The sequence below is a fragment of the Rhizobium sp. WSM409 genome (genome assembly GCF_057653825.1).
In genome coordinates, this window is sequence record NZ_CM172794.1 from 406,759 (window position 1) to 426,634 (window position 19,876).

Here is a 19,876-nt window from a genome sequence, read left to right on the forward strand (position 1 = left end):
GTGACTTCAAACAGGATATTCCATGAACGTGGCTTCCCAATCGATCTCGACCCCTGACAAAGACTGGTGGCGCGGCGCGGTGATCTACCAGATCTACCCGCGCTCCTACCAGGATTCGAACGGTGACGGCATCGGCGACCTGAAGGGCATCACCGCTCGCCTGCCGCATGTGGCAAGCCTTGGCGTCGATGCGATCTGGATCTCGCCCTTCTTCACCTCGCCGATGCGCGATTTCGGTTATGACGTTTCCGACTACGAGAATGTCGATTCGATCTTCGGCACGCTGGTGGATTTCGACACGATGATCGCCGAGGCTCATCGCCTCGGCATCCGCGTGATGATCGACCTCGTCATCTCCCATAGCTCGGATCAGCATCCCTGGTTCGCGCAGAGCCGCTCCAGCAAGACCAACGCCAAGGCCGACTGGTATGTCTGGGCCGACGCCAAGCCGGACGGTACGCCGCCGAACAACTGGCTGTCGATCTTCGGCGGCTCGGCATGGGCGTGGGATCCGACGCGCATGCAATATTACCTTCACAATTTCCTGACCTCGCAGCCGGACATGAACCTGCATAATCCTGAGGTGCAGGACCGTCTGCTCGACGTCGTGCGCTTCTGGCTCAATCGCGGCGTCGACGGCTTCCGCCTCGACACCATCAATTTCTATTTCCATGACACGCAACTGCGCGACAATCCGGCGCTTGCCCCCGAGCGCCGCAACGCTTCGACGGCGCCGGCGGTCAATCCCTATAATTTTCAGGAGCATCTCTACGACAAGAACCGCCCGGAGAACCTTGCCTTCCTGAAGCGCTTCCGCGCCGTTCTCGAGGAATTCCCGGCAATCGCCGCCGTCGGCGAAGTCGGCGACAGCCAGCGCGGCCTTGAAATCGTCGGCGAATACACCTCCGGCAATGACAAGATGCACATGTGCTATGCCTTTGAGTTCCTGGCGCCCGATCCGCTGACGCCGGAGCGCGTCGAGGAGGTGATGCAGGATTTCGAAGCTGCCGCACCCGATGGCTGGGCCTGCTGGGCCTTCTCCAATCACGACGTCATGCGCCATGTCAGCCGCTGGGGCGGGCTGGTCGCCGATCACGACGCCTTTGCCAAGCTTTATGCCTCGTTACTGATGACGCTGCGCGGCTCCGTCTGCCTCTATCAGGGCGAGGAACTGGCGCTGACCGAGGCCGATCTCGCCTATCAGGATCTGCAGGACCCCTACGGCATCCAGTTCTGGCCGGAATTCAAGGGCCGCGATGGCTGCCGCACGCCGATGGTCTGGGACAGCCAGGTCGCCCAGGGCGGCTTCTCGACGGTCAAGCCCTGGCTGCCGGTGCCGGTCGAGCATATCCTGCGTGCCGTCAGCGTCCAGCTGGGCGACGAGGCTTCCGTGCTGGAGCACTATCGCCGCTTCATCGCTTTCCGCAAGCTGCATCCGGCTTTTGCCAAGGGCGAGATCGAATTCGAGGAACAACAGGGTGACAGCCTGGTCTTCACCCGTGAATACGGCAACGAGAAGCTGCTCTGCATCTTCAACATGAGCCCGGCCGAGGCCGCCGTCATTCTGCCTGCTGGAGAATGGCAGGCATTGACGGGCCACGGCTTTACCAGCAACAACTATGGCGACAAGATCGATATTCCGGCCTGGGGGGCGTATTTCGCCCGTCTCGCCTAGGAACTAAGGGGAGAGAGAGAAATGACTGGACTGACGCTGAAGGATATCCGCAAATCCTACGGTTCCGTGGACGTTCTCCATGGTATCGACCTCGATATCAAGCAGGGCGAATTCATCGTCTTCGTCGGTCCGTCCGGCTGTGGCAAGTCCACGCTTCTGCGCATGATCGCCGGTCTCGAGGCGATCACCGGCGGTGAGATGTATATCGATGGCCATCTCGTCAATGACGTGCCGCCCTCCAAGCGCGGCATCGCCATGGTCTTCCAGTCCTATGCGCTCTACCCGCATATGACGGTGTTCGACAACATGGCTTTCGGCATGAAGATCGCCGGCGAAAGCAAGCAGGAAATCGATCGCCGCGTCAAAGCGGCGGCCGAGAGCCTGCAACTGACCCAATATCTCGGTCGCCTGCCGAAGGCGCTTTCCGGCGGCCAGCGCCAGCGCGTGGCGATCGGCCGCGCCATCTGCCGCGATCCCAAGGTCTTCCTGTTCGACGAGCCGCTGTCCAACCTCGATGCCGCGCTGCGCGTCGCGACCCGCATCGAGATCGCCCGTCTGAACGAACAGATGGCTGATACGACGATGATCTACGTTACCCACGACCAGGTCGAGGCGATGACGCTGGCTGATCGCATCGTCGTTCTCTCCGCCGGCAATATCGAGCAGGTCGGCGCGCCGCTGGACCTCTACGAGCGCCCGGCAAACCTCTTCGTCGCGAAATTCATCGGCTCGCCGGCGATGAACATCATTCCGGCAACGGTCGCCGGAACCGGAAGCCAGACGACGGTGACGCTGACCGGCGGCATGTCGGTGACGCTCGATGTGGCGACCGACGCGTCGGAAATGGGCAAGCAGGCAAGCTTCGGCGTTCGGCCGGAGGATCTCCGGGTTGCCGATGGCGCCGACTACCTTTTCGAAGGGGAAGTGTCGATCGTCGAAGCGCTCGGCGAAGTGACGCTGCTTTATATCGAGGGTCTGGTCCCGGGCGAGCCGATCGTCGTCAAGCTGCCCGGCATCTATGATGTGAAGAAGGGCCAGAGGATGCGGTTTGCCGCCGACAGGCAGAAGTTGCATCTGTTTGACGCAACCGGCCATACCTCCCGGAAGTGAGGCGGCCATTTTTGGGGTGATGGCCCCAAGAATTGTGCGGGACGGGCCGAATTCTCACTTTCTGTTAAAGATCGGCTGCTACCTTTTCCCTGTCAATTTATGAGGGGGATAAGCAGGTGGCCGCTTCCAATCCGTCACAGCCAAAATCTCATTTCCTGAGCAAGGAAGAATCCTTCATGTATGACCGCGAGGCGCGGTTCAAGATGGAGGACACCATGAACGCCGCGCGCATCGAATATACGGAAAAGGGCGTCATGCACGCGGCTTCGCGCCGCTGCGACATTGTCCGGATCTCGATGAGCAGCGCGACGCTCGCGATCCTGACCCAGTTCAGCCTGCCGAAGCAGTTCTATCTGGATATTCCGGATGCCCGCATCACCAAGGTCGGATGCCTGCTGATGAAGGTCAACGCCAACAACACAGTGGAAGTTCGCTTCTTGCGCCTGCTGACGCAGAAGGAGCTGAACAAGATCTTCGTCTACAGCACCCATCCGGCGCACCGCGACTACGTTCTCGATATTCGAGCCTAAAGTCGCGCGTCCACCAGGACGGATTGAAATCAAAACCCGTGGGCGCTTCAGGCTCCCGCGGGTTTTTGTTTGCCAGAAGCCACCCGCTCAGTGGTGGAAGAGCACGCTCGCACCCTGGTCCGAAGGCCCGACGGCGCGGCGGAACGGCGCGAAGAGCTCGCGGCCCATGCCGAATTCATTGTCGGAGAGATCGACGACGACAGGTTCACGCTCGGCCATGTCGGCCGCATCGACGAGCACCTCGAGCGTGCCCTTGATCGCGTCGAGGCGAATGATGTCGCCCTCGCGGATGCGGGCGATCGGACCGCCGTCGACCGCTTCCGGCGTGACGTGAATCGCGGCCGGCACCTTGCCGGATGCGCCGGACATGCGCCCGTCGGTGAGCAGCGCCACGCGGAAGCCGCGGTCCTGCAGCACGCCGAGCGGTGGCGTCAGCTTGTGCAGTTCCGGCATGCCGTTCGCCTTCGGGCCCTGGAAGCGCACGACGGCGATGAAATCTCGGTTGAGCTTGCCTTCCTTGAAGGCATCCTGCAGCGCCTGCTGGCTATGGAAGATGATCGCCGGCGCCTCGATGATGTGGCGCTCCGGCTTGACGGCGGATATCTTGATGACCGCCTTGCCGAGATTGCCGCGCAGCATCTTCAACCCGCCATTCGCCTGGAACGGCGTCTCGATGCTGGAGAGCACTTTGGGATCGACGCTTTTTTCCGGCGACGGCTCGCGCATGACGGCGCCGTTTTCGCCGAGACGGGCATCCACCGTATAGGCTGCGAGGCCCTGGCCGAAGACTGTGCGCACGTCGTCATGCACCAGGCCGTGCTTCAAGAGTTCCTTGATGAGGAAACCCATGCCACCGGCCGCCTGGAAATGGTTCACGTCGGCAAGCCCGTTCGGATAGACGCGGGCAAGCAGCGGGACGATTTCCGAAAGCTCGGCGATGTCTTGCCAGGTGAGCTGGATGCCGGCTGCCCGCGCCATGGCGACGAGGTGCAGCGTATGATTGGTCGAGCCGCCGGTCGCATGCAGGCCGACGACACCGTTGACGACCGAGCGCTCGTCGATCATTTCGCCCGCCGGCGTGAATTCGTTGCCGAGCGCGGTGATCGCCAGCGCCCGCTTGGCGGCTTCGCGCGTCAGCGCTTCGCGCAGCGGCGTGCCGGGATTGATGAAGGACGAGCCGGGCATGTGGAAGCCCATGATTTCCATCAGCATCTGGTTGGAATTGGCGGTGCCGTAGAAGGTGCAGGTGCCGGGACCATGATATGATTTCGATTCCGCTTCCAGCAGTTCGGCACGCCCGACCTTGCCTTCGGCGAAGAGCTGGCGCACGCGCGACTTCTCGTCGTTCGGCAGGCCTGTGGTCATCGGACCGGCCGGAACGAAGATCGACGGCAGGTGTCCGAAGGACAGGGCTGCGATCACCAGGCCCGGCACGATCTTGTCGCAGACGCCGAGGAAGAGGGCGGCATCGAACATGTTGTGCGACAGGCCGACGCCCGCCGACATGGCGATCAGGTCGCGCGAGAACAGCGAGAGCTCCATGCCCGGCTGTCCCTGGGTGACACCGTCGCACATCGCCGGCACGCCGCCGGCCACCTGCGCCACGCCGCCTGCCTCGGCCGCCGCCTCGCGGATGATCGCCGGATAGGTCTCGAATGGCTGGTGGGCTGAGAGCATGTCGTTATAAGCGGTGATGATGCCGAGATTGGGGATGCGGTCGCCGGCGAGCGCATCCTTGTCGGCGGGGGAACAGACCGCGAAGCCATGGGCAAGGTTGGCGCAGCCAAGCACCGAGCGCGCGACACCCTTGGAAGCGGCGGCGCGCAGGCGTTCCAGGTAGCGCTCGCGGCTTGGTTTCGAGCGTTCGACGATGCGATCGGTGATCGCAGAAATGCGTGCGTGAGCGGACATGGAAAATCCCTGCCTTGTTCGTTGTCTTTATCTGTTTCGGCGGCTCTGGCCTGAATCTCAATCCGGATGACGGTGGATCAGGGAGCCCAGTAGATCTCGACCGGGGAAGTGGCCCGGCGCAGAACGGCGCGGATCGGCATTTCTGCCTCGTCACCGCTGCCTTCCGCCTTGGCGAGAACGTCTTTTTTGCCTTCGCCCTCAATATGGAGAACCAGGAGTGCGGCATCCTCAAGACTGGAGAAGGTGAAGGTCAGACGCGGCTCGCCGGCTCCTTCCGCTTCCATGGTAATGATGCCGCGCGGCGTCGACGCATCGATCGCCTTGGCAAGATTGCTGCCGCCGGGAAAGAATGAGGCGGTGTGGCCGTCGCCACCCATGCCGAGGATGACGATGTTGAAGGGTGAACTGATCGCCCTGGTCTTCTCGGTTGCGAGCCTTGCCGCCTCCTCCGCGGAGGCGGCATCCTGATAGAGCGGCAGGAAGCGTGCCGCCTTTGCCTTGTTCTGCAGCAGATTGGCATCGACCAGCAGATGGTTCGAGCGCGGATTGTCGGCCGGCACGAAACGTTCGTCGACAAGCGTGATCGTCACCTTGTCCCAGGCGATGTCGCGCGTCGAAAGCGTCTGGAAGAAGACCTTCGGCGTGGAGCCGCCGGAAACGGCGATGGACGCCGTTCCGCGGGCGGCAATCGCCGCCGAAAGCGCATCGGCGACCTTGTCGGCGAGACTGCCGGCGAGGTCTGCGGCGCTGGCGAAGGAATGCAGGGTCGATGCCATCGATTTCGTCCTAGATTTCGTCATGCCAGGTGCGGCCGTCACGCTCGATCAGCGCGATGGCCTGGCTCGGCCCCCAGGTGCCGGCTGTATAGCCCTGCACCTGCTGGCCGGTCGTTTCCCAACCCTTGAGGATCGGATCCACCCATTTCCATGCGGCTTCCACTTCGTCGCGGCGCATGAACAAGGTCTGGTTGGAACGGATCACGTCCATCAGCAGGCGCTCGTAGGCGTCGGGATTGCGGACGTTGAAGGCCTGGGCGAAGCTCATGTCGAGCGAGACGTTGCGCAGGCGCATGCCGCCCGGACCCGGATCCTTGATCATCAGCGACTGCTTGACGCCCTCATCCGGCTGCAGGCGGATGATCAACTGGTTGGCGTTGATGCGCCCGGCCGCCTGGTCGAAGATCGCGTGCGGGATCGGCTTGAAGGTGATGACGATCTCGGACATGCGCCCGGTCAGGCGCTTGCCGGTTCTGATATAGAAGGGAACGCCCGCCCAGCGCCAGTTGTTGATCTCGGCCTTGATGGCAACGAAGGTCTCGGTGTTCGAGACGCCGCCTTCGAGCTCTTCGAGGTAACCCTTGACCGGGCCGCTGCCAGATGCGCCGGCGCGATACTGGCCGCGGACCGTCGCCTGCTCGACGTTGGAGGCATTGAGCGGCTTCAGCGCCCGCAGCACCTTCAGCTTCTCGTCGCGCACGGCTTCCGAATCCATCGACGAGGGTACTTCCATCGCCGTCAGGCAGAGCAGCTGCAGGATATGGTTCTGCACCATGTCGCGCAGTGCGCCCGCCGTATCGTAATAGCCGGCGCGGCCTTCGAGGCCGACCGATTCAGCCACGGTGATCTGCACGTGGTCGATGTAGTTGGCGTTCCACAGCGGCTCGTAGAGCGCGTTGGCGAAGCGCAGCGCCATCAGGTTCTGCACCGTCTCCTTGCCGAGATAATGGTCGATACGGAAGATCTGCTCTTCCTTAAAGGCGCGGCCGATCGTGTCGTTGAGCTGCAGCGCCGAGGCGAGGTCGCGGCCGATCGGCTTCTCGACGACGATGCGGGTCGACTTGGTGATCAGCTTGTGGTCGTGGATCTTCTGCGAGATATCGCCGAAGATGCCCGGAGCGACGGCGAGGTAGAAGGCGCGCACGCGATCCTTGCCCTCGTCGAGCAGCTTCTTCAGCTGATCCCAACCGGCATCCGTGCGGGCGTCGACCGAGACGTAGTAGAGGCGGGCACAGAATTTCTCCACCTCCGCCTCGTCATATTCACCCTTCTTCAGGTGCTCGTTCAGCGCGTCCTTGGCGAATTTGCGGTATTCCTCGTGCGTCAACGGGCTGCGCGAGGCGCCGATCACGCGGGTCGGTTCGCTGAACTGGCCTTCGATCTGGCGATGATACAGCGCGGGCAGAAGCTTGCGTTCTGCAAGGTCGCCGCTGCCGCCGAAGACGACATAATCAAAGGGCTCAACGGGAATGATTTGGCTGCTCATGAGCTTGTCTCTCAATCAGGCTGGTTGGCGGCCCTTTTAATCTAATCGATTTAAAAAAGCCAGTGTGCAGTGCAATGAATCTCTCAGGAACTGGTTTTAGAGCGAATTTCCGGAAGAGGAAATCCGCAATCGGACTAAAACTTGTCGCGAAGTGCAAACCACGACAAGGCGAGGAAAAGCAACGGTGCGCGCATCCGGGCTCCGCCGGGAAAGGCGGGAATATCGAGCGATGTGAAGAGATCGAGATCGCCGGATTTTCCAAGCACCGTTTCCGCATAGAGCTTGCCACAGTAGTTTGACAGCATGACGCCATGGCCGGAATAACCGCCGATCGAGGTGACGCCGGGCATGACCTCCCGCACGAAGGGCTGGCGCGGCAGGGTGATGCCGACGCTGCCGCCCCAGGCATGGGTGATCTCGATGTCCTTCAGCTCTGGATAGATCTCGGCGATCTGCCGGCGGATGTGCTCTGAAATGTCGCGCGGATTGTCCGAGGTATAGGCTTCGCGTCCGCCGAACAGCAGGCGGCCATCGCCGAATTTGCGGAAGTAGCGCACGACGAAGCGCGAATCGGCCACGGCCTCGCCCCCGGGCAGCACACCGGCATGCCCGTCGAGCGGCGCCGTGGCGCCGATGAAGGAGCGGATCGGCATGACATGGCTCGCCGTTACCGGTTCAAGGTCGCCGATATGACCGTTGCAGGCGATCAGTGCGCGCTCGGCGGTGATCGTTCCCCTTTCGGTTTCGATCGTCATCTTGCCGCCGCTTTGGCGGATCGCCGTTGCCTTGGTCATCTCGAAGATTTCAGCGCCGGCATTGGCGGCGACCCGCGCCAGCCCGACCAGCAGCTTCAGCGGATGGATGTGGCCGGTGCCGACATCGCGCACACCGCAATGGAAACGCTTCGAACCGAGCCTCTCCTGCGTTTCCTTCTCGTCCATAAAGCTTAGATGCGGATAGCCGTACCGTAAGGCGGCGATTTCGGCATTTTCGTAATAGTCGCGTTTGTAGCTCGCCTTGTGTGCGACGTTGAGCTGGCCGGGCACATAGTCGATCTCGATCTGATGCTCGCGGGCGAAATCGATGAGATGGCGCTTGGCCGCTTCGGCAAGATCGAACAGCGCCTTCGAGCGTTGGTAGCCGATCTTCTCCTCGAGTTCTTCCGGCCACCATCGCTGACCGGTGCCGAGTTGGCCGCCATTGCGCCCGGACGCCCCGTCGCCGAAGCGGTAGGCCTCGATAAGGACCACCGAAACGCCTGACTTGGCAAGATTATAGGCGGCCTGCAGGCCGGTATAACCGCCGCCGACAATTGCGACGTCACATGTTCTCGAGCCGTCGAGAGCGGGGTAGGTGGGCCGCTCCCCGACGGTTGCCTGATACCAGGACAGCCCGGGCGCGATCGGGCTCTGCCACGTCTCCTGCGATGCCATTTGATGCTTGCCTCACACGTTGAGCAGAAGGAATTCCCGCTCCCAGGGGCTGATCACCTGCATGAAGGTCTCGAACTCGCCGCGCTTGACGCCGGCATAAAGGCCGATGAACTGCTTGCCGAACATCTCCTCGAAAGCGGGTTCGTCCTCGAGCAGCGCCACGGCTTCCAGCAGGCCGCGCGGCAGGTCGATCGATCCCTCATTGGCCGAATCCTCGGTCGGCGCCGTCGGCTCGATCTGCTTCATGATGCCGAGCAGGCCGGAGGCGAGCGAGGCGGCGAGCGCGAGATAGGGGTTGGCGTCCGAGCTCGGCAGCCGGTTTTCCACGCGCCGCGCCTGCGGATCGGAGACCGGGACACGGAAGGCGGTCGTCCGGTTGTCGTAACCCCAGGCATTGTTGACCGGGCAGGACATATCGGGCTGCAGGCGTCGGTAGGAATTCACGTAAGGCGCCAGCATCGCCATCGCGCTCGGCACGAATTTCTGCATGCCGCCGATGAAATGGAAGAATTCCTTCGAAGCCGAGCCATCGGCATTGGAGAAGATGTTCTTGCCGGTCTCGATATCGACCACCGACTGGTGGATATGCATCGCCGAACCCGGCTGGCCCTGCATCGGCTTGGCCATGAAGGTCGCATAGATGTCGTGTTTCAGTGCCGCCTCGCGGATCGTCCGCTTGAACAGGAATACCTGGTCGGCAAGTTCGATCGGATTGCCGTGGCGCAGGTTGATCTCCATCTGCGCCGGTCCCTCTTCATGGATCAGCGTATCGATCTCCAGCCCCTGCTTCTCCGAGAAATGATAGACGTCGTCGATCAGTTCGTCGAACTCGTTGATGCCGGCGATCGAATAGCCCTGGCCGCCGAGGATCGAGCGGCCGGACCGGCCTTTGGGCGGGTGGAGCGGATAGTCGGGATCGTCGTTTTTGGCGACGAGATAGAATTCGATCTCGGGCGCCACGATCGGTTTCCAGCCGCGCTCATGATAGAGGCTCATGATCCGCTTCAGCACGTTGCGCGGCGTATAGGGCACTTCGCCGCCGTCCGAATCGACGATATCGCAGATCACCTGTGCCGTCGGGTCGGTCTCCCAGGGCACGACGGACAGCGTCGAAAGGTCGGGCATCAGCTTCAGGTCGCTGTCGCGCGGCTCATAGCGGAAGCTCTCCGTCTCGTCGGGATATTCGCCCGAAATCGTGTGCCGGTAGATGGCCGAAGGCAGCGCCAGCGAGGTGTTGGAGGTGAATTTCGAGCTCGGCATCATCTTGCCGCGCGCAACGCCGGCAAGGTCCGGCGTGATGCATTCGATGTCTTCGATGCCTCTCGCCCTCAGCCACCGCGCTGCTTCCTTCCAGTTCGCAACGCCACGCAGGGATCCGGGTTCCGGGGGAGTTTTCTTCGAGGCGGGTACGTTTCTGGCAGGCTTCAGCGTCGTCTTTTTTGGGGACATGACACACCGGTTTGTATTGATCGTGGTGCCATCATAACCAGACTTTGCCAATTGGCGAGGGGTGGCAAACGTTGACTTTCGCCCTTTGATGGAAAAAGAAGACGCGGGTTTGATCGGGGAAACGGGTTTGCAGCGCAAAAGCGACGTTATCGTCATCGGCGCCGGAGCGGCGGGCATGATGGCCGCCATCCGCGCCGGAAAACGCGGCCGCTCGGTCGTCATCCTCGACCATGCCAGGGCGCCTGGCGAGAAGATCCGCATATCAGGCGGCGGCCGCTGCAATTTTACCAATATCCATGCCGGACCGAAGAATTTCCTCTCCGCCAACCCGCATTTCTGCAAGTCGGCGCTTGCCCGTTTCACGCCCGCCGATTTCATCGCCATGGTCGACCGTCATGGCATTACATGGCACGAAAAGACGCTCGGCCAGCTTTTCTGCGACGATAGCGCCAAAGACATCATCCGTATGCTGCTGGCGGAGATGCGCGCGGCCGGTGCAACGCTGCATCTTGGCACCGAGATATCAGGCGTCGAAAAGACCGAATCCGGCTTCCGGGTATCGACGAGCGAAGGTCACTGTGAAGCATCGTCGCTGATCGTCGCCACCGGCGGCAAGTCGATCCCGAAGATGGGCGCCACCGGCTTTGCCTATCGCCTTGCCGAGCAGTTCGGCTTGGCCGTGCTCGAAACCCGACCCGGCCTCGTGCCGCTGACGCTCGATCCCGGCCTGCTGGAAAGCATCGCGCCGCTCGCCGGCATTGCCGCCCCGGCCGAAATCCGCCACGGCAGGACCGGCTTCCGCGAAGCGCTGCTGTTCACCCATCGCGGGCTCAGCGGCCCGGCCATCCTGCAGATTTCCTCCTATTGGCGCGAGGGCGACGAGATCGTGGTCGCCATCGAACCGGATATCGATATTGCCGCCCATCTGAAGGTGGCAAAGCAGCTCAATGGCCGTCAGTCGCCGCAGACGGCACTCGGCGATATCCTGCCGAAGCGGCTGGCACAATTTCTCGTCGAGCGCGAGAAAATCTCCGGCAACATGGCCGACCTGCCTGACAAGGCGCTGCTGCGTCTTGCCGCCGGCGTCCAGAACTGGGCAGTCAAACCCTCCGGCTCGGAGGGCTACCGCACCGCCGAAGTGACGCTCGGCGGCATCGACACGGCAGCGCTCGATTCCCGCAGCATGGAAGCAAAAGCCGTGCCCGGCCTTTATTTCATCGGCGAATGCGTCGACGTCACCGGCTGGCTCGGCGGCTATAATTTCCAGTGGGCCTGGGCTTCCGGTTTTGCCGCGGGCGAATGCGTCTAATGCATGTCGCCCAAAAGTGTGCAGCGGTTTTGAGATAACGACATGCATAAAACAAAGACCTAAAGCGCGTCGCATGGTCCCGATTCAGCGCGACGTGCTTTAGAAATGCCGATTCAAGACTTTTTAATAGAGGTGCGCCATCCTGTCTCAATTGGCGGTTTGTAAGGTCGTTCCTAAATTAAGCTTTACCGGCAAGCCGTTTTGTTGGATTGTTGTTGTGTCAGAGAGAAGTGAGGTTTCGACCATGAACAGAAACGCACGACGCGCCCGCGCCATCGCAATTGCCGAGGCAAAGCCCAACGCTCGAATGGTCGCCCTGCGCTATCTGATGCTTGCAGCCGGCGCCACCGCCGCCAGCCTCGCGCTGCTGCTCTCGCACTTCATCTGATCCCGTCCGCAGGCCTGGAGCAAACGTTCCGGCATGGTGATCACCTCACCGCGACGACGCGGCCCATAATTTTGCAACTATTTCACTGCCTTGGCTTAACCCGCCGTCACTGCTTATCCGAAAATTAATATCTAATCTGACACAATTGCCCGCGAATATTTGGGCATCTCCAAGTTGTTTGGACATGAACTGGCAATGACTGCCGCCTGGCTTCCGGGTTCCCCAATGTAAAATAAGAACAGCTCGATGTGCACCCGGCTGGCGCCATGTGGCCGCCTGCGGGAGGAGTGGTGTATGAAAGGCCCGGAACGCCATGTTGATTGATAAGATTCTTTCCCGCTTCAGGATCAAGACCAAGGTTCTGATCTTCGTTCTGCCTTTCGTCGTCACCATTTCGGCGGTGGGCCTGACCGGCCTCTACGCTTCGGGACTTCTGCAGGGCCGCATGGAAATATCCAACAGCGTGCTGCAGTCGCTGAGCGGCTTCAAGGATCTCTATGGTTCGATGGATGATTTCCTGCGCGTCACCAGCCCTGAGGCGCGCGACAAACTGAGCGCGGATCTGAAGATCCAGCAAGGCGTGCTCGACCAGACGCTGAGCCAGGTCGGTGACGAAGCCGCTGGCCGTGACAGCCTTGCGGAGGCATCGCGCCGCACCAAGGAAATTTCGGGCGTCGTCGACAAGCTCTGGGCCCTGCACGAGCAGGAACAGGCATTGCATGAGCAGATCGACGCGGCCCAGAAAAGCGTGATCAGCACCCGTTTCACCGTGTCCTACCAGGCCGAGCAGTTGCAGAGCACCGTCCAGAGCGACGAGAGCGCCGCCACCAGCACCCTTCGCACGGCCGACCGCCTGCTGAAGGGCGGCGATTTCCTCGGCACCGTCGCCAGCGGCTTCAGCAAGCCGCAGACACCGCAGGACAAGATCGCCTTCATCAACGAACAGATGCCGGAGATCATCAAATCGCAGCGTCTGATCGCCATCTCGGTTCCGAGCAATCAGAAGAATGTCATCGAGGCGCTGGCTGCGACCATCGACGGCATCAAGGCGATCGTCCAGACGCCCAATCCGACCGACGAGACCGCCACCGAACTCGGCCGCCTTGTTTCTCGCTTCCGCCAGACCTCGACCTATACGCAGCTGACCGCAACGCAGAAGATGCGTGACGCGACCCAGGAATTCGCGGCGCTCGACGGCCGGATCGCCCAGGCCAACTCGGTCCTGCAGGATACGAGGCGCCTCGAAAATTCCGTCTATTCGCTGCAGATCGTTCTTTCCGACTTTCTCGCCGACTCCAGCAAGGAAAATCTCGTGCGTCTGCAGCAGCAGGCCGGCACGCTCGGCAAGGACATGCAGGTGCTGGTCACCAGCGCCAAGGGCATGGGCTTTGCCGAAGGTATATCCGGCGCGATCCAGCCGGCGCTCGACGTCATCTCCGGCGGCGGCTCGAAGATCGTCGACACGATCGGCGAGCGCGTCACGGCCTATGCCGCCGCCCGCCAGGAGCTCGACCAGATCTGGAAAAAGCTGACCGATTTCGCCGAACTGCAGAAGCAGACGGCCGGCACCGAGCGCACTCAGGCAAACAGCATTTCCGTCATGACCACCGGTCTCGGCATCCTGCTGTCGATCCTCGGCGGTATTGCCCTGGTGCTGACGCTGCAGCGCCCGATCAGCCATATCACCGCCGCCATGCGCCGCATCGCCGAAGGGGCGCTGGACACCAGCATCTCCGGCGAGCAGCGCCACGATGAAATCGGCGACATGGCCCGCGCGCTCGGCATCTTCAAGGAAAACGCCATCTCGAAGATCCGCATCGAGGAGCAGAGCGACGAGGAACGCGCCGCTGCCGAACATGAGCGCCTGCGTAACGACGCCGAAAAGCGCGAGATGGATCGTCAGATCGAATTCGCGGTCAACGCGCTCGCCGCCGGCCTCGAACGCATGTCGCAGGGCGATATCTCGACGACGATCGAAACGCCTTTCATCGGCCGCCTCGAACAGCTGCGCCAGGATTTCAACGGTTCGATGATGCGCCTGCAGGCGACGATGAGCCAGATCCGCGACAATGTCGAATTGATCCAGGGCAACGGCAACCAGATGGCCCAGTCGGCCGAGGATCTCTCCAAGCGCACCGAACAGCAGGCTGCCTCGCTCGAAGAGACCGCGGCTGCCGTCGATCAGATCACCGTCACGGTCCGCTCGTCGGCTGAACGGGCCAAGGATGCCGACCAGATCGTCCGCCAGGCCAAGCGCAGTGCCGACGATTCCGCCGTCGTCGTCAGCAATGCGATCGACGCGATGAGCCGCATCGAAGGTGCCTCGCGCCAGATCGAGCAGATCATCGGCGTCATCGACGAGATCGCCTTCCAGACCAACCTCCTGGCGCTCAACGCCGGCATCGAGGCGGCGCGCGCCGGTGAGGCCGGTAAAGGCTTCGCGGTGGTCGCGATGGAAGTCCGCGAACTGGCCCAGCGCTCCGCAGCCGCGGCGCAGGAGATCAAGGGGTTGATCAACAAATCGACCAACGAGGTCAATTCCGGCTCGCAATTCGTGCAGGAGACTGGCACGGTGCTCGCCAAGATCAGCGCCCAGATCGTCACGATCAGCCAGCATGTCGAGATGATCGCTCGCGCCAGCCACGACCAGTCCAACGCGCTGCAGAGCGTCAACGCGACGGTCAACCAGATGGACCAGATGACGCAGCAGAACGCCGCCATGGTGGAGGAGACGACTGCCGCCAGCCGCGAACTAGCCGACGAGGCCGGTTCGCTGCGCCGGCTCATTCAGCAGTTCAAGATCGACGGCGACGCCACCGGTGCGCCGGTCTATCGCGCCGCCTGATCATCGACCGACCGCCTTCGTGCGAACGGCCCCGGAGTTTTCCGGGGCCGTTTTCTTTATTTCGCAGAAATCGCGCTCCGGTCGGATTGCGAGCGGCGGCGCGGCCATCACGCATAGATGGTCCGTCCGAAACGAGACCGATGAATACCTCCGACAACCCTGATTTACGGAGAATCTTCCTTAACGCTTTTAGTCTAATTTAACCTTGGTCTATCTCCCGGGGGTCTCGATGCTGCGCCTTTTCTCTACGTCGATCGTACGCCAGATCGTTGCGATCACGCTGTTTCTGCTGGCGATCAGCACGGCCGCCATCGTTGGCGTGACCTATTACAATTTGAGCCATCAGGTCATGGACGGGGCCGTCTCCGATGCGAAGGACGCCGCCCGTGCGATGGCTGTCCTCTACGGCGCGGCTGATCAGGCTGCAAAGATCGAACTGAAGGACAATCAGCTCTCCGCCGTCACCGAAGACGCCATCCCGGCCCTTGCCGATCATTCGCTGGTCGACCGCACGGCGCAATCGATCGCCGGTGTCGCGACCATCTTCCAAAAACAGGGCAGCGACTACGTCCGCATATCCACCAACGTCAAGAAGGAAAACGGCGACCGCGCCGTCGGCACCAAGCTGATAGCCGAACACCCGGCCCAGCCAGTTCTCGCCAGGGGTGAGGCTTATTACGGTCCGGCGGAGCTTTTCGGCCGCAAGTTCATGACCGGTTATTTCCCCATCAAGAATGCCTCGAACGCCAATGTCGGCATTCTCTTCATCGGCATTCCGATGGAGGTCTATTACCAGCGCATGTATGAGCTGCAGATGCTGGTTCTCGGTGTCGGCGCCATCGTCATGCTCATCGTCGGCGTTCTCGCCTTTTATGCGATCCGCCTGTCGGTGAAGCCTTTGCAGGCGCTGACAGCGAGCGTGCACTCGATTTCCGCGGGCGATCTCGAAGGGGCGATCCCCTGTGTCGAAAAGAAGAACGAGTTCGGCGACATCGGCCGGGCCTTGGCGCTTTTCAGCGACAGTGCCCGCGCAAGGCGCGACCTGGAAACCCAGGCTGCCGAACAGCGCGAATTGAGCGATGCCGAACGGGCCAGGAACGATGCCGACAAGCGCTCGCTCGACGGCCAGATCGACTTTGCCGTCAACCAGCTTGCCGCCGGCCTCGGGCGCCTGTCGCAGGGCGATGTCTCACAGACGATCGGCACGCCCTTCGTCGGCCGGCTGGAGCAGCTGCGCGTCGATTTCAACGCTTCCCTCTTGCGGCTCCAGGATACGCTGTCCGGTATCCGTGACAGCGCCGCGACGATCCAGCGCAACAGCGGCGCCGTCTCCGCCTCTGCCGGCGAGCTTTCGAAACGCACCGAGGCGCAGGCGGCGAACCTCGAGGAGACTGCGGCCGCGGTGGAAGAGATCACCGTGACCGTTCGTTCATCCGCCGAGCGTGCCCGTGAAGCCAACAATGTCGTGGCTGCGACCAAGAAGACGGCCGACAATTCCGGCGCCGTCGTCGGCGATGCCGTCGCCGCCATGGATCGCATCGAGCAGGCTTCGCAGCGCATCGAGCAGATCATCGAGGTGATCGACGACATCGCCTTCCAGACCAATCTTCTGGCGCTGAATGCCGGCATCGAGGCGGCGCGGGCCGGCGAGGCGGGCAAGGGTTTTGCCGTCGTCGCCCAGGAAGTCCGCGAACTCGCCCAGCGCTCGGCCGATGCGGCGCGCGAGATCAAGTCGCTCATCGAGACGTCGAGCCGCGAAGTGACGGCAGGCTCCGAACTGGTCCAGAAGACCGGCAGCGTCCTTGCCTCGATCAGCCAGGAGATCATCGCGATCAGCGGCCATGTCGAGACCATCGCCACCGCCAGCCGCGACCAGTCGGCCGCGCTGCAGGAAGTCAACGGTTCGGTCAACGCCATGGACCAGATGACCCAGAAGAACGCGGCGATGGTTGCCGAGACGACGCAGGCAAGCCGCCTGCTTGCCGGCGAAGCCGATACGCTGATGGCGCTGATCGAGCGCTTCCGCATCGTCGCAGAATCGGCACCGACTCATCTCGGAGCAAGAAGAGTCGCCTGACCCGCGCAGCCGCTGCCACCGCGGGATTGCGCCGCGGTCTTGCGGCGCCTTCTGAGGTCGAGGTCGAGCGACGTCAGCCAGGCGGCGAAGCCAATGAGGCTATTGTTTCCGAACTCGGCATAGAATCTGTCCTCTTCCGCCTTGCAACCGCTTCGCTTGGGATAGTGCCGATAGCCGATGGTGCCTGCGATGGTGAGCATGTCGATCATAACGATCTCCTTTCCTGTATAAGACATCACCTGATCTAGGCGTCGAATTTCTCTTTATAAACGGGAAAAATCCCGCTATGTTTTTCATTGATGAAAAACGCGAGTTGGGATTCCTATCAGCTTTTCCTGCAGGTGGCCCGGCTAGGCGGGCTAACGGGGGCAAGCACCGCAAGCGGGCTCAGTCCTGCGACCGTCGGCCGACGCATGCTCGATCTCGAGCAGGAAATCGGCCGCGCATTGTTTTCGCGCAGCCAGACCGGATACCGTCTGACCCAGGATGGCCAGGCCCTGCTCGATCACCTGCAGGAGATGGAGGCGGCCGCCCGCAAGGTGGCGGCGTGGCGGCAATCCGGCGAGGGCGGCACGACCGTCAGGGTCGCCGCCGGCACCTGGCTCGCCTGGCTGCTGACCGAGAATTTCGCCGCAATCCGCATGCCGGGCGATGCCTTCGCCATTTCGCTCACCATTGGCGAGGCGCGGGCAAGCCTTGCCTATCGTGAAAGCGATATCGGTATTCGCGCCTTCGAGCCTGAGGAGGCCAATCTTGCCGCACGTCTGCTCGGGGAGGTGGCCTATGCCGTCTATATCAGACGCAACGCCGCCGAGACCGACGAGCGCTGGATTGCCGTTGCCGAGGAAGAGGCGATATCGGCCTATCTGCGCTGGCCGCACGCCCATGCCGCAACAGGGATCGTCGCCACCGTCAATCGGCCGCGTTCGCTGCCGGATCTGGTGCGCGCCGGCGCCGGCAAGACCGTGCTTCCCTGTTTCGTCGGCGATCTCCATCCCGAATTGCAGCGGCAGGGTGGCGAGTTGCCGGAATTGCGCCACCGGCAATGGATCGTCATGAATGCCGAGGACCGCCACCGCCCGGAGATCCGGACCGTCGCCGACCGCATGACCAAACTCATCAAAAGTTATGCCGATCTCTTCGCCGGAAAACGACCGAGCCGCGGCTAGAGCGCCGCGGCCGGCTTTCGTCAATGCCGGTTCGTGACGACGACCGGAATCAGCAGGTCGCCCCAGTTGCCGTCGCCGCCGTGATGACGGGCCGAGCGCACCAGTTCGACCGAGACGCCAGCCTCGACGGCTTTCATGACCGATTGGTTCAGCCGATGCAGGTCATTGGCGAGCATGCGGATCGTCGTCTGCTGATCCTCGCTCATGCTTGTCGCCTGCTCCTCGGCCCGTTCCCTGACGCGTGTGATGGATGCCATGATCTTCTCCTCCTCTTCGAGTTATTCCGCAGCCGGTTTGAACTGGGCATGTTCGGTCGAGCCGTGCATCGCCGTGGTCGAAGACCGGCCGCCGGTGATGGCGAGCGACACGGCGTCGAAATAGCCGGTGCCGACCTCGCGCTGATGTTTGGTGGCGGTATAGCCGTTAACTTCGGCGGCGAATTCCGCCTGCTGCAGCTCGGAATAGGCCGACATCTGCCGCTGCCGATAGCCGCGCGCCAGCTCGTACATGCCGTAGTTCAGCTGGTGGAAGCCGGCGAGCGTGATGAACTGGAATTTGTAGCCCATCGCTCCGAGTTCGCGCTGGAACCGTGCGATCGTCGCCTCGTCGAGATTCTTCTTCCAGTTGAAGGAAGGCGAGCAATTATAAGCGAGCAGCTTGCCGGGATGGACCTTGTGCACGCCTTCGGCAAAGCGCCGCGCCTGATCGAGGTCCGGCTTCGAGGTCTCGCACCAGATGAGATCGCAATGCGGCGCATAGGCGACGGCGCGCGCGATACAGGGCTCGATGCCGTTTCGCACCTGATAGAAACCTTCGACCGTACGGCCGGCATCATAGTCGACGAAGGGTTGGTCGCGTTCGTCGATGTCCGACGTCAAGAGCTTTGCCGCTTCCGCGTCGGTGCGGGCGATGACGAGCGTCGCAACGCCCATGACGTCGGCGGCAAGCCGCGCGGCATCGAGATTGCGGATATGGGCGGCCGTCGGGATCAGCACTTTGCCGCCGAGATGGCCGCATTTCTTCTCCGAAGCGAGTTGGTCCTCGAAGTGAACGCCCGCGGCACCCGCCTCGATATAGGCCTTCATGATTTCGAAGGCGTTGAGCGGTCCGCCGAAACCTGCTTCGGCATCGGCAACGATTGGCGCGAACCAGGTCTCGACGGAAAGTCCCTGGGCTTCCGCGGTCTCGATCTGGTCGGCGCGCTGCAGCGTGCGGTTGATGCGTTTGGCCAGTTCCGGACCGGCATTGGCCGGATAGAGAGACTGGTCGGGATACATCGCCGATGCCGTATTGGCGTCGGCCGCCACCTGCCAGCCGGAGAGATAGATCGCCTTCAACCCGGCGCGCACCATCTGCATGGCCTGGTTGCCGGAAAGTGCGCCGAGCGCATTGACGAAATCGTCCTGATGCAGAAGCCGCCACAACCGGTCCGCGCCCATTTCGGCCAGCGTGTGGCTGAGCGCCACCGAGCCCCTGAGCCGCTGTACGTCATCGGCGGAGTAGGGTCTTTCGATGCCGTCGAAACGATCAACCGAAGCGTTTGGGACAAGCTTGTAAAAATCCGTCATGCTGCTCTCCTGGCTAAACTCCGCCACTGGGTGGCTGCGTGACAAGATTGACAATATGAGCCGATATGACCAGAAAAACCTTTGATTTCTTGCTCGGAAAGAGGTTAAGATGACGAGGATTGACAGAGCGGCGCTGTGAATTTGTAAAAT

At 62.0% G+C, this 19,876-nt stretch carries 16 protein-coding genes; 8 read left to right on the forward strand and 8 right to left on the reverse strand.

Features of this window, described 5'->3' with window-relative positions; translation table 11 throughout:
• Nucleotides 1–22: 22 nt before the first annotated feature.
• From bglA to AC25BC_RS02035, 3 genes are all read left to right on the forward strand, one after another.
• Nucleotides 23–1,675 carry a beta-galactosidase BglA gene (gene bglA, locus AC25BC_RS02025; RefSeq protein WP_017992955.1) on the forward strand — a complete coding sequence of 551 codons (1,653 nt, stop codon included), beginning with the start codon at nucleotides 23–25 and terminating at the stop codon, nucleotides 1,673–1,675.
• Nucleotides 1,676–1,696: 21 nt separating this feature from the next.
• Nucleotides 1,697–2,785, forward strand: a complete 1,089-nt coding sequence (locus AC25BC_RS02030; protein ID WP_128439581.1) for an ABC transporter ATP-binding protein — start codon at nucleotides 1,697–1,699, stop codon at nucleotides 2,783–2,785.
• A gap of 176 nt (nucleotides 2,786–2,961) precedes the next feature.
• Nucleotides 2,962–3,315 carry a hypothetical protein gene (locus AC25BC_RS02035; protein WP_003545591.1) on the forward strand — a complete coding sequence of 118 codons (354 nt, stop codon included), beginning with the start codon at nucleotides 2,962–2,964 and terminating at the stop codon, nucleotides 3,313–3,315.
• Nucleotides 3,316–3,402: 87 nt separating this feature from the next.
• Here the strand turns inward: AC25BC_RS02035 and edd are convergent, their stop codons facing one another.
• From edd to AC25BC_RS02060, 5 genes are all read right to left on the reverse strand, one after another.
• Nucleotides 3,403–5,226 (reverse strand): phosphogluconate dehydratase, encoded by a 1,824-nt coding sequence (edd, locus tag AC25BC_RS02040; protein WP_128439580.1) that lies wholly within the window; start codon nucleotides 5,224–5,226, stop codon nucleotides 3,403–3,405.
• Nucleotides 5,227–5,303: 77 nt separating this feature from the next.
• Nucleotides 5,304–6,002: a 6-phosphogluconolactonase gene (gene pgl, locus AC25BC_RS02045; protein ID WP_128406381.1), complete on the reverse strand. Its 699-nt coding sequence runs from the start codon at nucleotides 6,000–6,002 to the stop codon at nucleotides 5,304–5,306.
• A 10-nt stretch (nucleotides 6,003–6,012) separates the two neighbouring features.
• Entirely contained in the window at nucleotides 6,013–7,488 is a 1,476-nt protein-coding gene (gene zwf / locus AC25BC_RS02050; RefSeq protein WP_012756097.1) for a glucose-6-phosphate dehydrogenase, read from the reverse strand.
• A gap of 134 nt (nucleotides 7,489–7,622) precedes the next feature.
• On the reverse strand, nucleotides 7,623–8,921 hold the full coding sequence (locus AC25BC_RS02055; protein WP_128439579.1) for an NAD(P)/FAD-dependent oxidoreductase: 1,299 nt from the start codon (nucleotides 8,919–8,921) through the stop codon (nucleotides 7,623–7,625).
• 12 nt (nucleotides 8,922–8,933) lie between these two features.
• Entirely contained in the window at nucleotides 8,934–10,370 is a 1,437-nt protein-coding gene (locus tag AC25BC_RS02060; RefSeq protein WP_012756099.1) for a glutamine synthetase family protein, read from the reverse strand.
• A gap of 88 nt (nucleotides 10,371–10,458) precedes the next feature.
• Between AC25BC_RS02060 and AC25BC_RS02065 the strand changes: the two genes are divergently transcribed.
• The 4 genes from AC25BC_RS02065 (at nucleotide 10,459) to AC25BC_RS02080 (ending at nucleotide 16,989) form a co-directional block, all read left to right on the forward strand.
• Nucleotides 10,459–11,679 (forward strand): BaiN/RdsA family NAD(P)/FAD-dependent oxidoreductase, encoded by a 1,221-nt coding sequence (locus AC25BC_RS02065; protein ID WP_113546494.1) that lies wholly within the window; start codon nucleotides 10,459–10,461, stop codon nucleotides 11,677–11,679.
• Nucleotides 11,680–11,923: 244 nt separating this feature from the next.
• Nucleotides 11,924–12,067, forward strand: a complete 144-nt coding sequence (locus tag AC25BC_RS02070) for a hypothetical protein (RefSeq protein ID WP_012756101.1) — start codon at nucleotides 11,924–11,926, stop codon at nucleotides 12,065–12,067.
• Between the two features lie 313 nt (nucleotides 12,068–12,380).
• The gene (locus tag AC25BC_RS02075; RefSeq protein WP_113546493.1) at nucleotides 12,381–14,912 is read left to right on the forward strand and encodes a methyl-accepting chemotaxis protein; all 2,532 of its coding nucleotides are present in this window, start codon (nucleotides 12,381–12,383) and stop codon (nucleotides 14,910–14,912) included.
• Nucleotides 14,913–15,141: 229 nt separating this feature from the next.
• The gene (locus AC25BC_RS02080; protein ID WP_128439578.1) at nucleotides 15,142–16,989 is read left to right on the forward strand and encodes a methyl-accepting chemotaxis protein; all 1,848 of its coding nucleotides are present in this window, start codon (nucleotides 15,142–15,144) and stop codon (nucleotides 16,987–16,989) included.
• On the opposite strand, the gene AC25BC_RS02085 is transcribed toward AC25BC_RS02080, so the two are convergent.
• Nucleotides 16,962–17,198 (reverse strand): hypothetical protein, encoded by a 237-nt coding sequence (locus tag AC25BC_RS02085; protein WP_113546492.1) that lies wholly within the window; start codon nucleotides 17,196–17,198, stop codon nucleotides 16,962–16,964. The genes AC25BC_RS02080 and AC25BC_RS02085 overlap by 28 nt on opposite strands.
• A gap of 90 nt (nucleotides 17,199–17,288) precedes the next feature.
• Between AC25BC_RS02085 and AC25BC_RS02090 the strand changes: the two genes are divergently transcribed.
• Nucleotides 17,289–18,158 carry a LysR family transcriptional regulator gene (locus AC25BC_RS02090; protein WP_113546491.1) on the forward strand — a complete coding sequence of 290 codons (870 nt, stop codon included), beginning with the start codon at nucleotides 17,289–17,291 and terminating at the stop codon, nucleotides 18,156–18,158.
• 20 nt (nucleotides 18,159–18,178) lie between these two features.
• Here the strand turns inward: AC25BC_RS02090 and AC25BC_RS02095 are convergent, their stop codons facing one another.
• Both AC25BC_RS02095 and aceA read right to left on the reverse strand, forming a co-directional pair.
• Nucleotides 18,179–18,415 carry an SMc00767 family acetate metabolism repressor gene (locus tag AC25BC_RS02095; RefSeq protein WP_072639610.1) on the reverse strand — a complete coding sequence of 79 codons (237 nt, stop codon included), beginning with the start codon at nucleotides 18,413–18,415 and terminating at the stop codon, nucleotides 18,179–18,181.
• Nucleotides 18,416–18,436: 21 nt separating this feature from the next.
• The gene (gene aceA, locus AC25BC_RS02100) at nucleotides 18,437–19,726 is read right to left on the reverse strand and encodes an isocitrate lyase (RefSeq protein WP_113546490.1); all 1,290 of its coding nucleotides are present in this window, start codon (nucleotides 19,724–19,726) and stop codon (nucleotides 18,437–18,439) included.
• Nucleotides 19,727–19,876 lie beyond the last annotated feature (150 nt).

Bases quoted from the DNA above. Each gene is read 5' to 3' on its own strand.
- aceA (WP_113546490.1), bottom strand. From the start codon at position 19,726: ATGACGGATTTTTACAAGCTTGTCCCAAACGCTTCGGTTGATCGTTTC.
- AC25BC_RS02085 (WP_113546492.1), bottom strand. From the start codon at position 17,198: ATGATCGACATGCTCACCATCGCAGGCACCATCGGCTATCGGCACTAT.
- AC25BC_RS02070 (WP_012756101.1), top strand. From the start codon at position 11,924: ATGAACAGAAACGCACGACGCGCCCGCGCCATCGCAATTGCCGAGGCA.
- AC25BC_RS02060 (WP_012756099.1), bottom strand. From the start codon at position 10,370: ATGTCCCCAAAAAAGACGACGCTGAAGCCTGCCAGAAACGTACCCGCC.
- AC25BC_RS02035 (WP_003545591.1), top strand. From the start codon at position 2,962: ATGTATGACCGCGAGGCGCGGTTCAAGATGGAGGACACCATGAACGCC.
- edd (WP_128439580.1), bottom strand. From the start codon at position 5,226: ATGTCCGCTCACGCACGCATTTCTGCGATCACCGATCGCATCGTCGAA.
- AC25BC_RS02055 (WP_128439579.1), bottom strand. From the start codon at position 8,921: ATGGCATCGCAGGAGACGTGGCAGAGCCCGATCGCGCCCGGGCTGTCC.
- AC25BC_RS02090 (WP_113546491.1), top strand. From the start codon at position 17,289: ATGAAAAACGCGAGTTGGGATTCCTATCAGCTTTTCCTGCAGGTGGCC.
- zwf (WP_012756097.1), bottom strand. From the start codon at position 7,488: ATGAGCAGCCAAATCATTCCCGTTGAGCCCTTTGATTATGTCGTCTTC.
- AC25BC_RS02065 (WP_113546494.1), top strand. From the start codon at position 10,459: ATGGAAAAAGAAGACGCGGGTTTGATCGGGGAAACGGGTTTGCAGCGC.
- pgl (WP_128406381.1), bottom strand. From the start codon at position 6,002: ATGGCATCGACCCTGCATTCCTTCGCCAGCGCCGCAGACCTCGCCGGC.
- AC25BC_RS02075 (WP_113546493.1), top strand. From the start codon at position 12,381: ATGTTGATTGATAAGATTCTTTCCCGCTTCAGGATCAAGACCAAGGTT.
- bglA (WP_017992955.1), top strand. From the start codon at position 23: ATGAACGTGGCTTCCCAATCGATCTCGACCCCTGACAAAGACTGGTGG.
- AC25BC_RS02095 (WP_072639610.1), bottom strand. From the start codon at position 18,415: ATGGCATCCATCACACGCGTCAGGGAACGGGCCGAGGAGCAGGCGACA.
- AC25BC_RS02030 (WP_128439581.1), top strand. From the start codon at position 1,697: ATGACTGGACTGACGCTGAAGGATATCCGCAAATCCTACGGTTCCGTG.
- AC25BC_RS02080 (WP_128439578.1), top strand. From the start codon at position 15,142: ATGCTGCGCCTTTTCTCTACGTCGATCGTACGCCAGATCGTTGCGATC.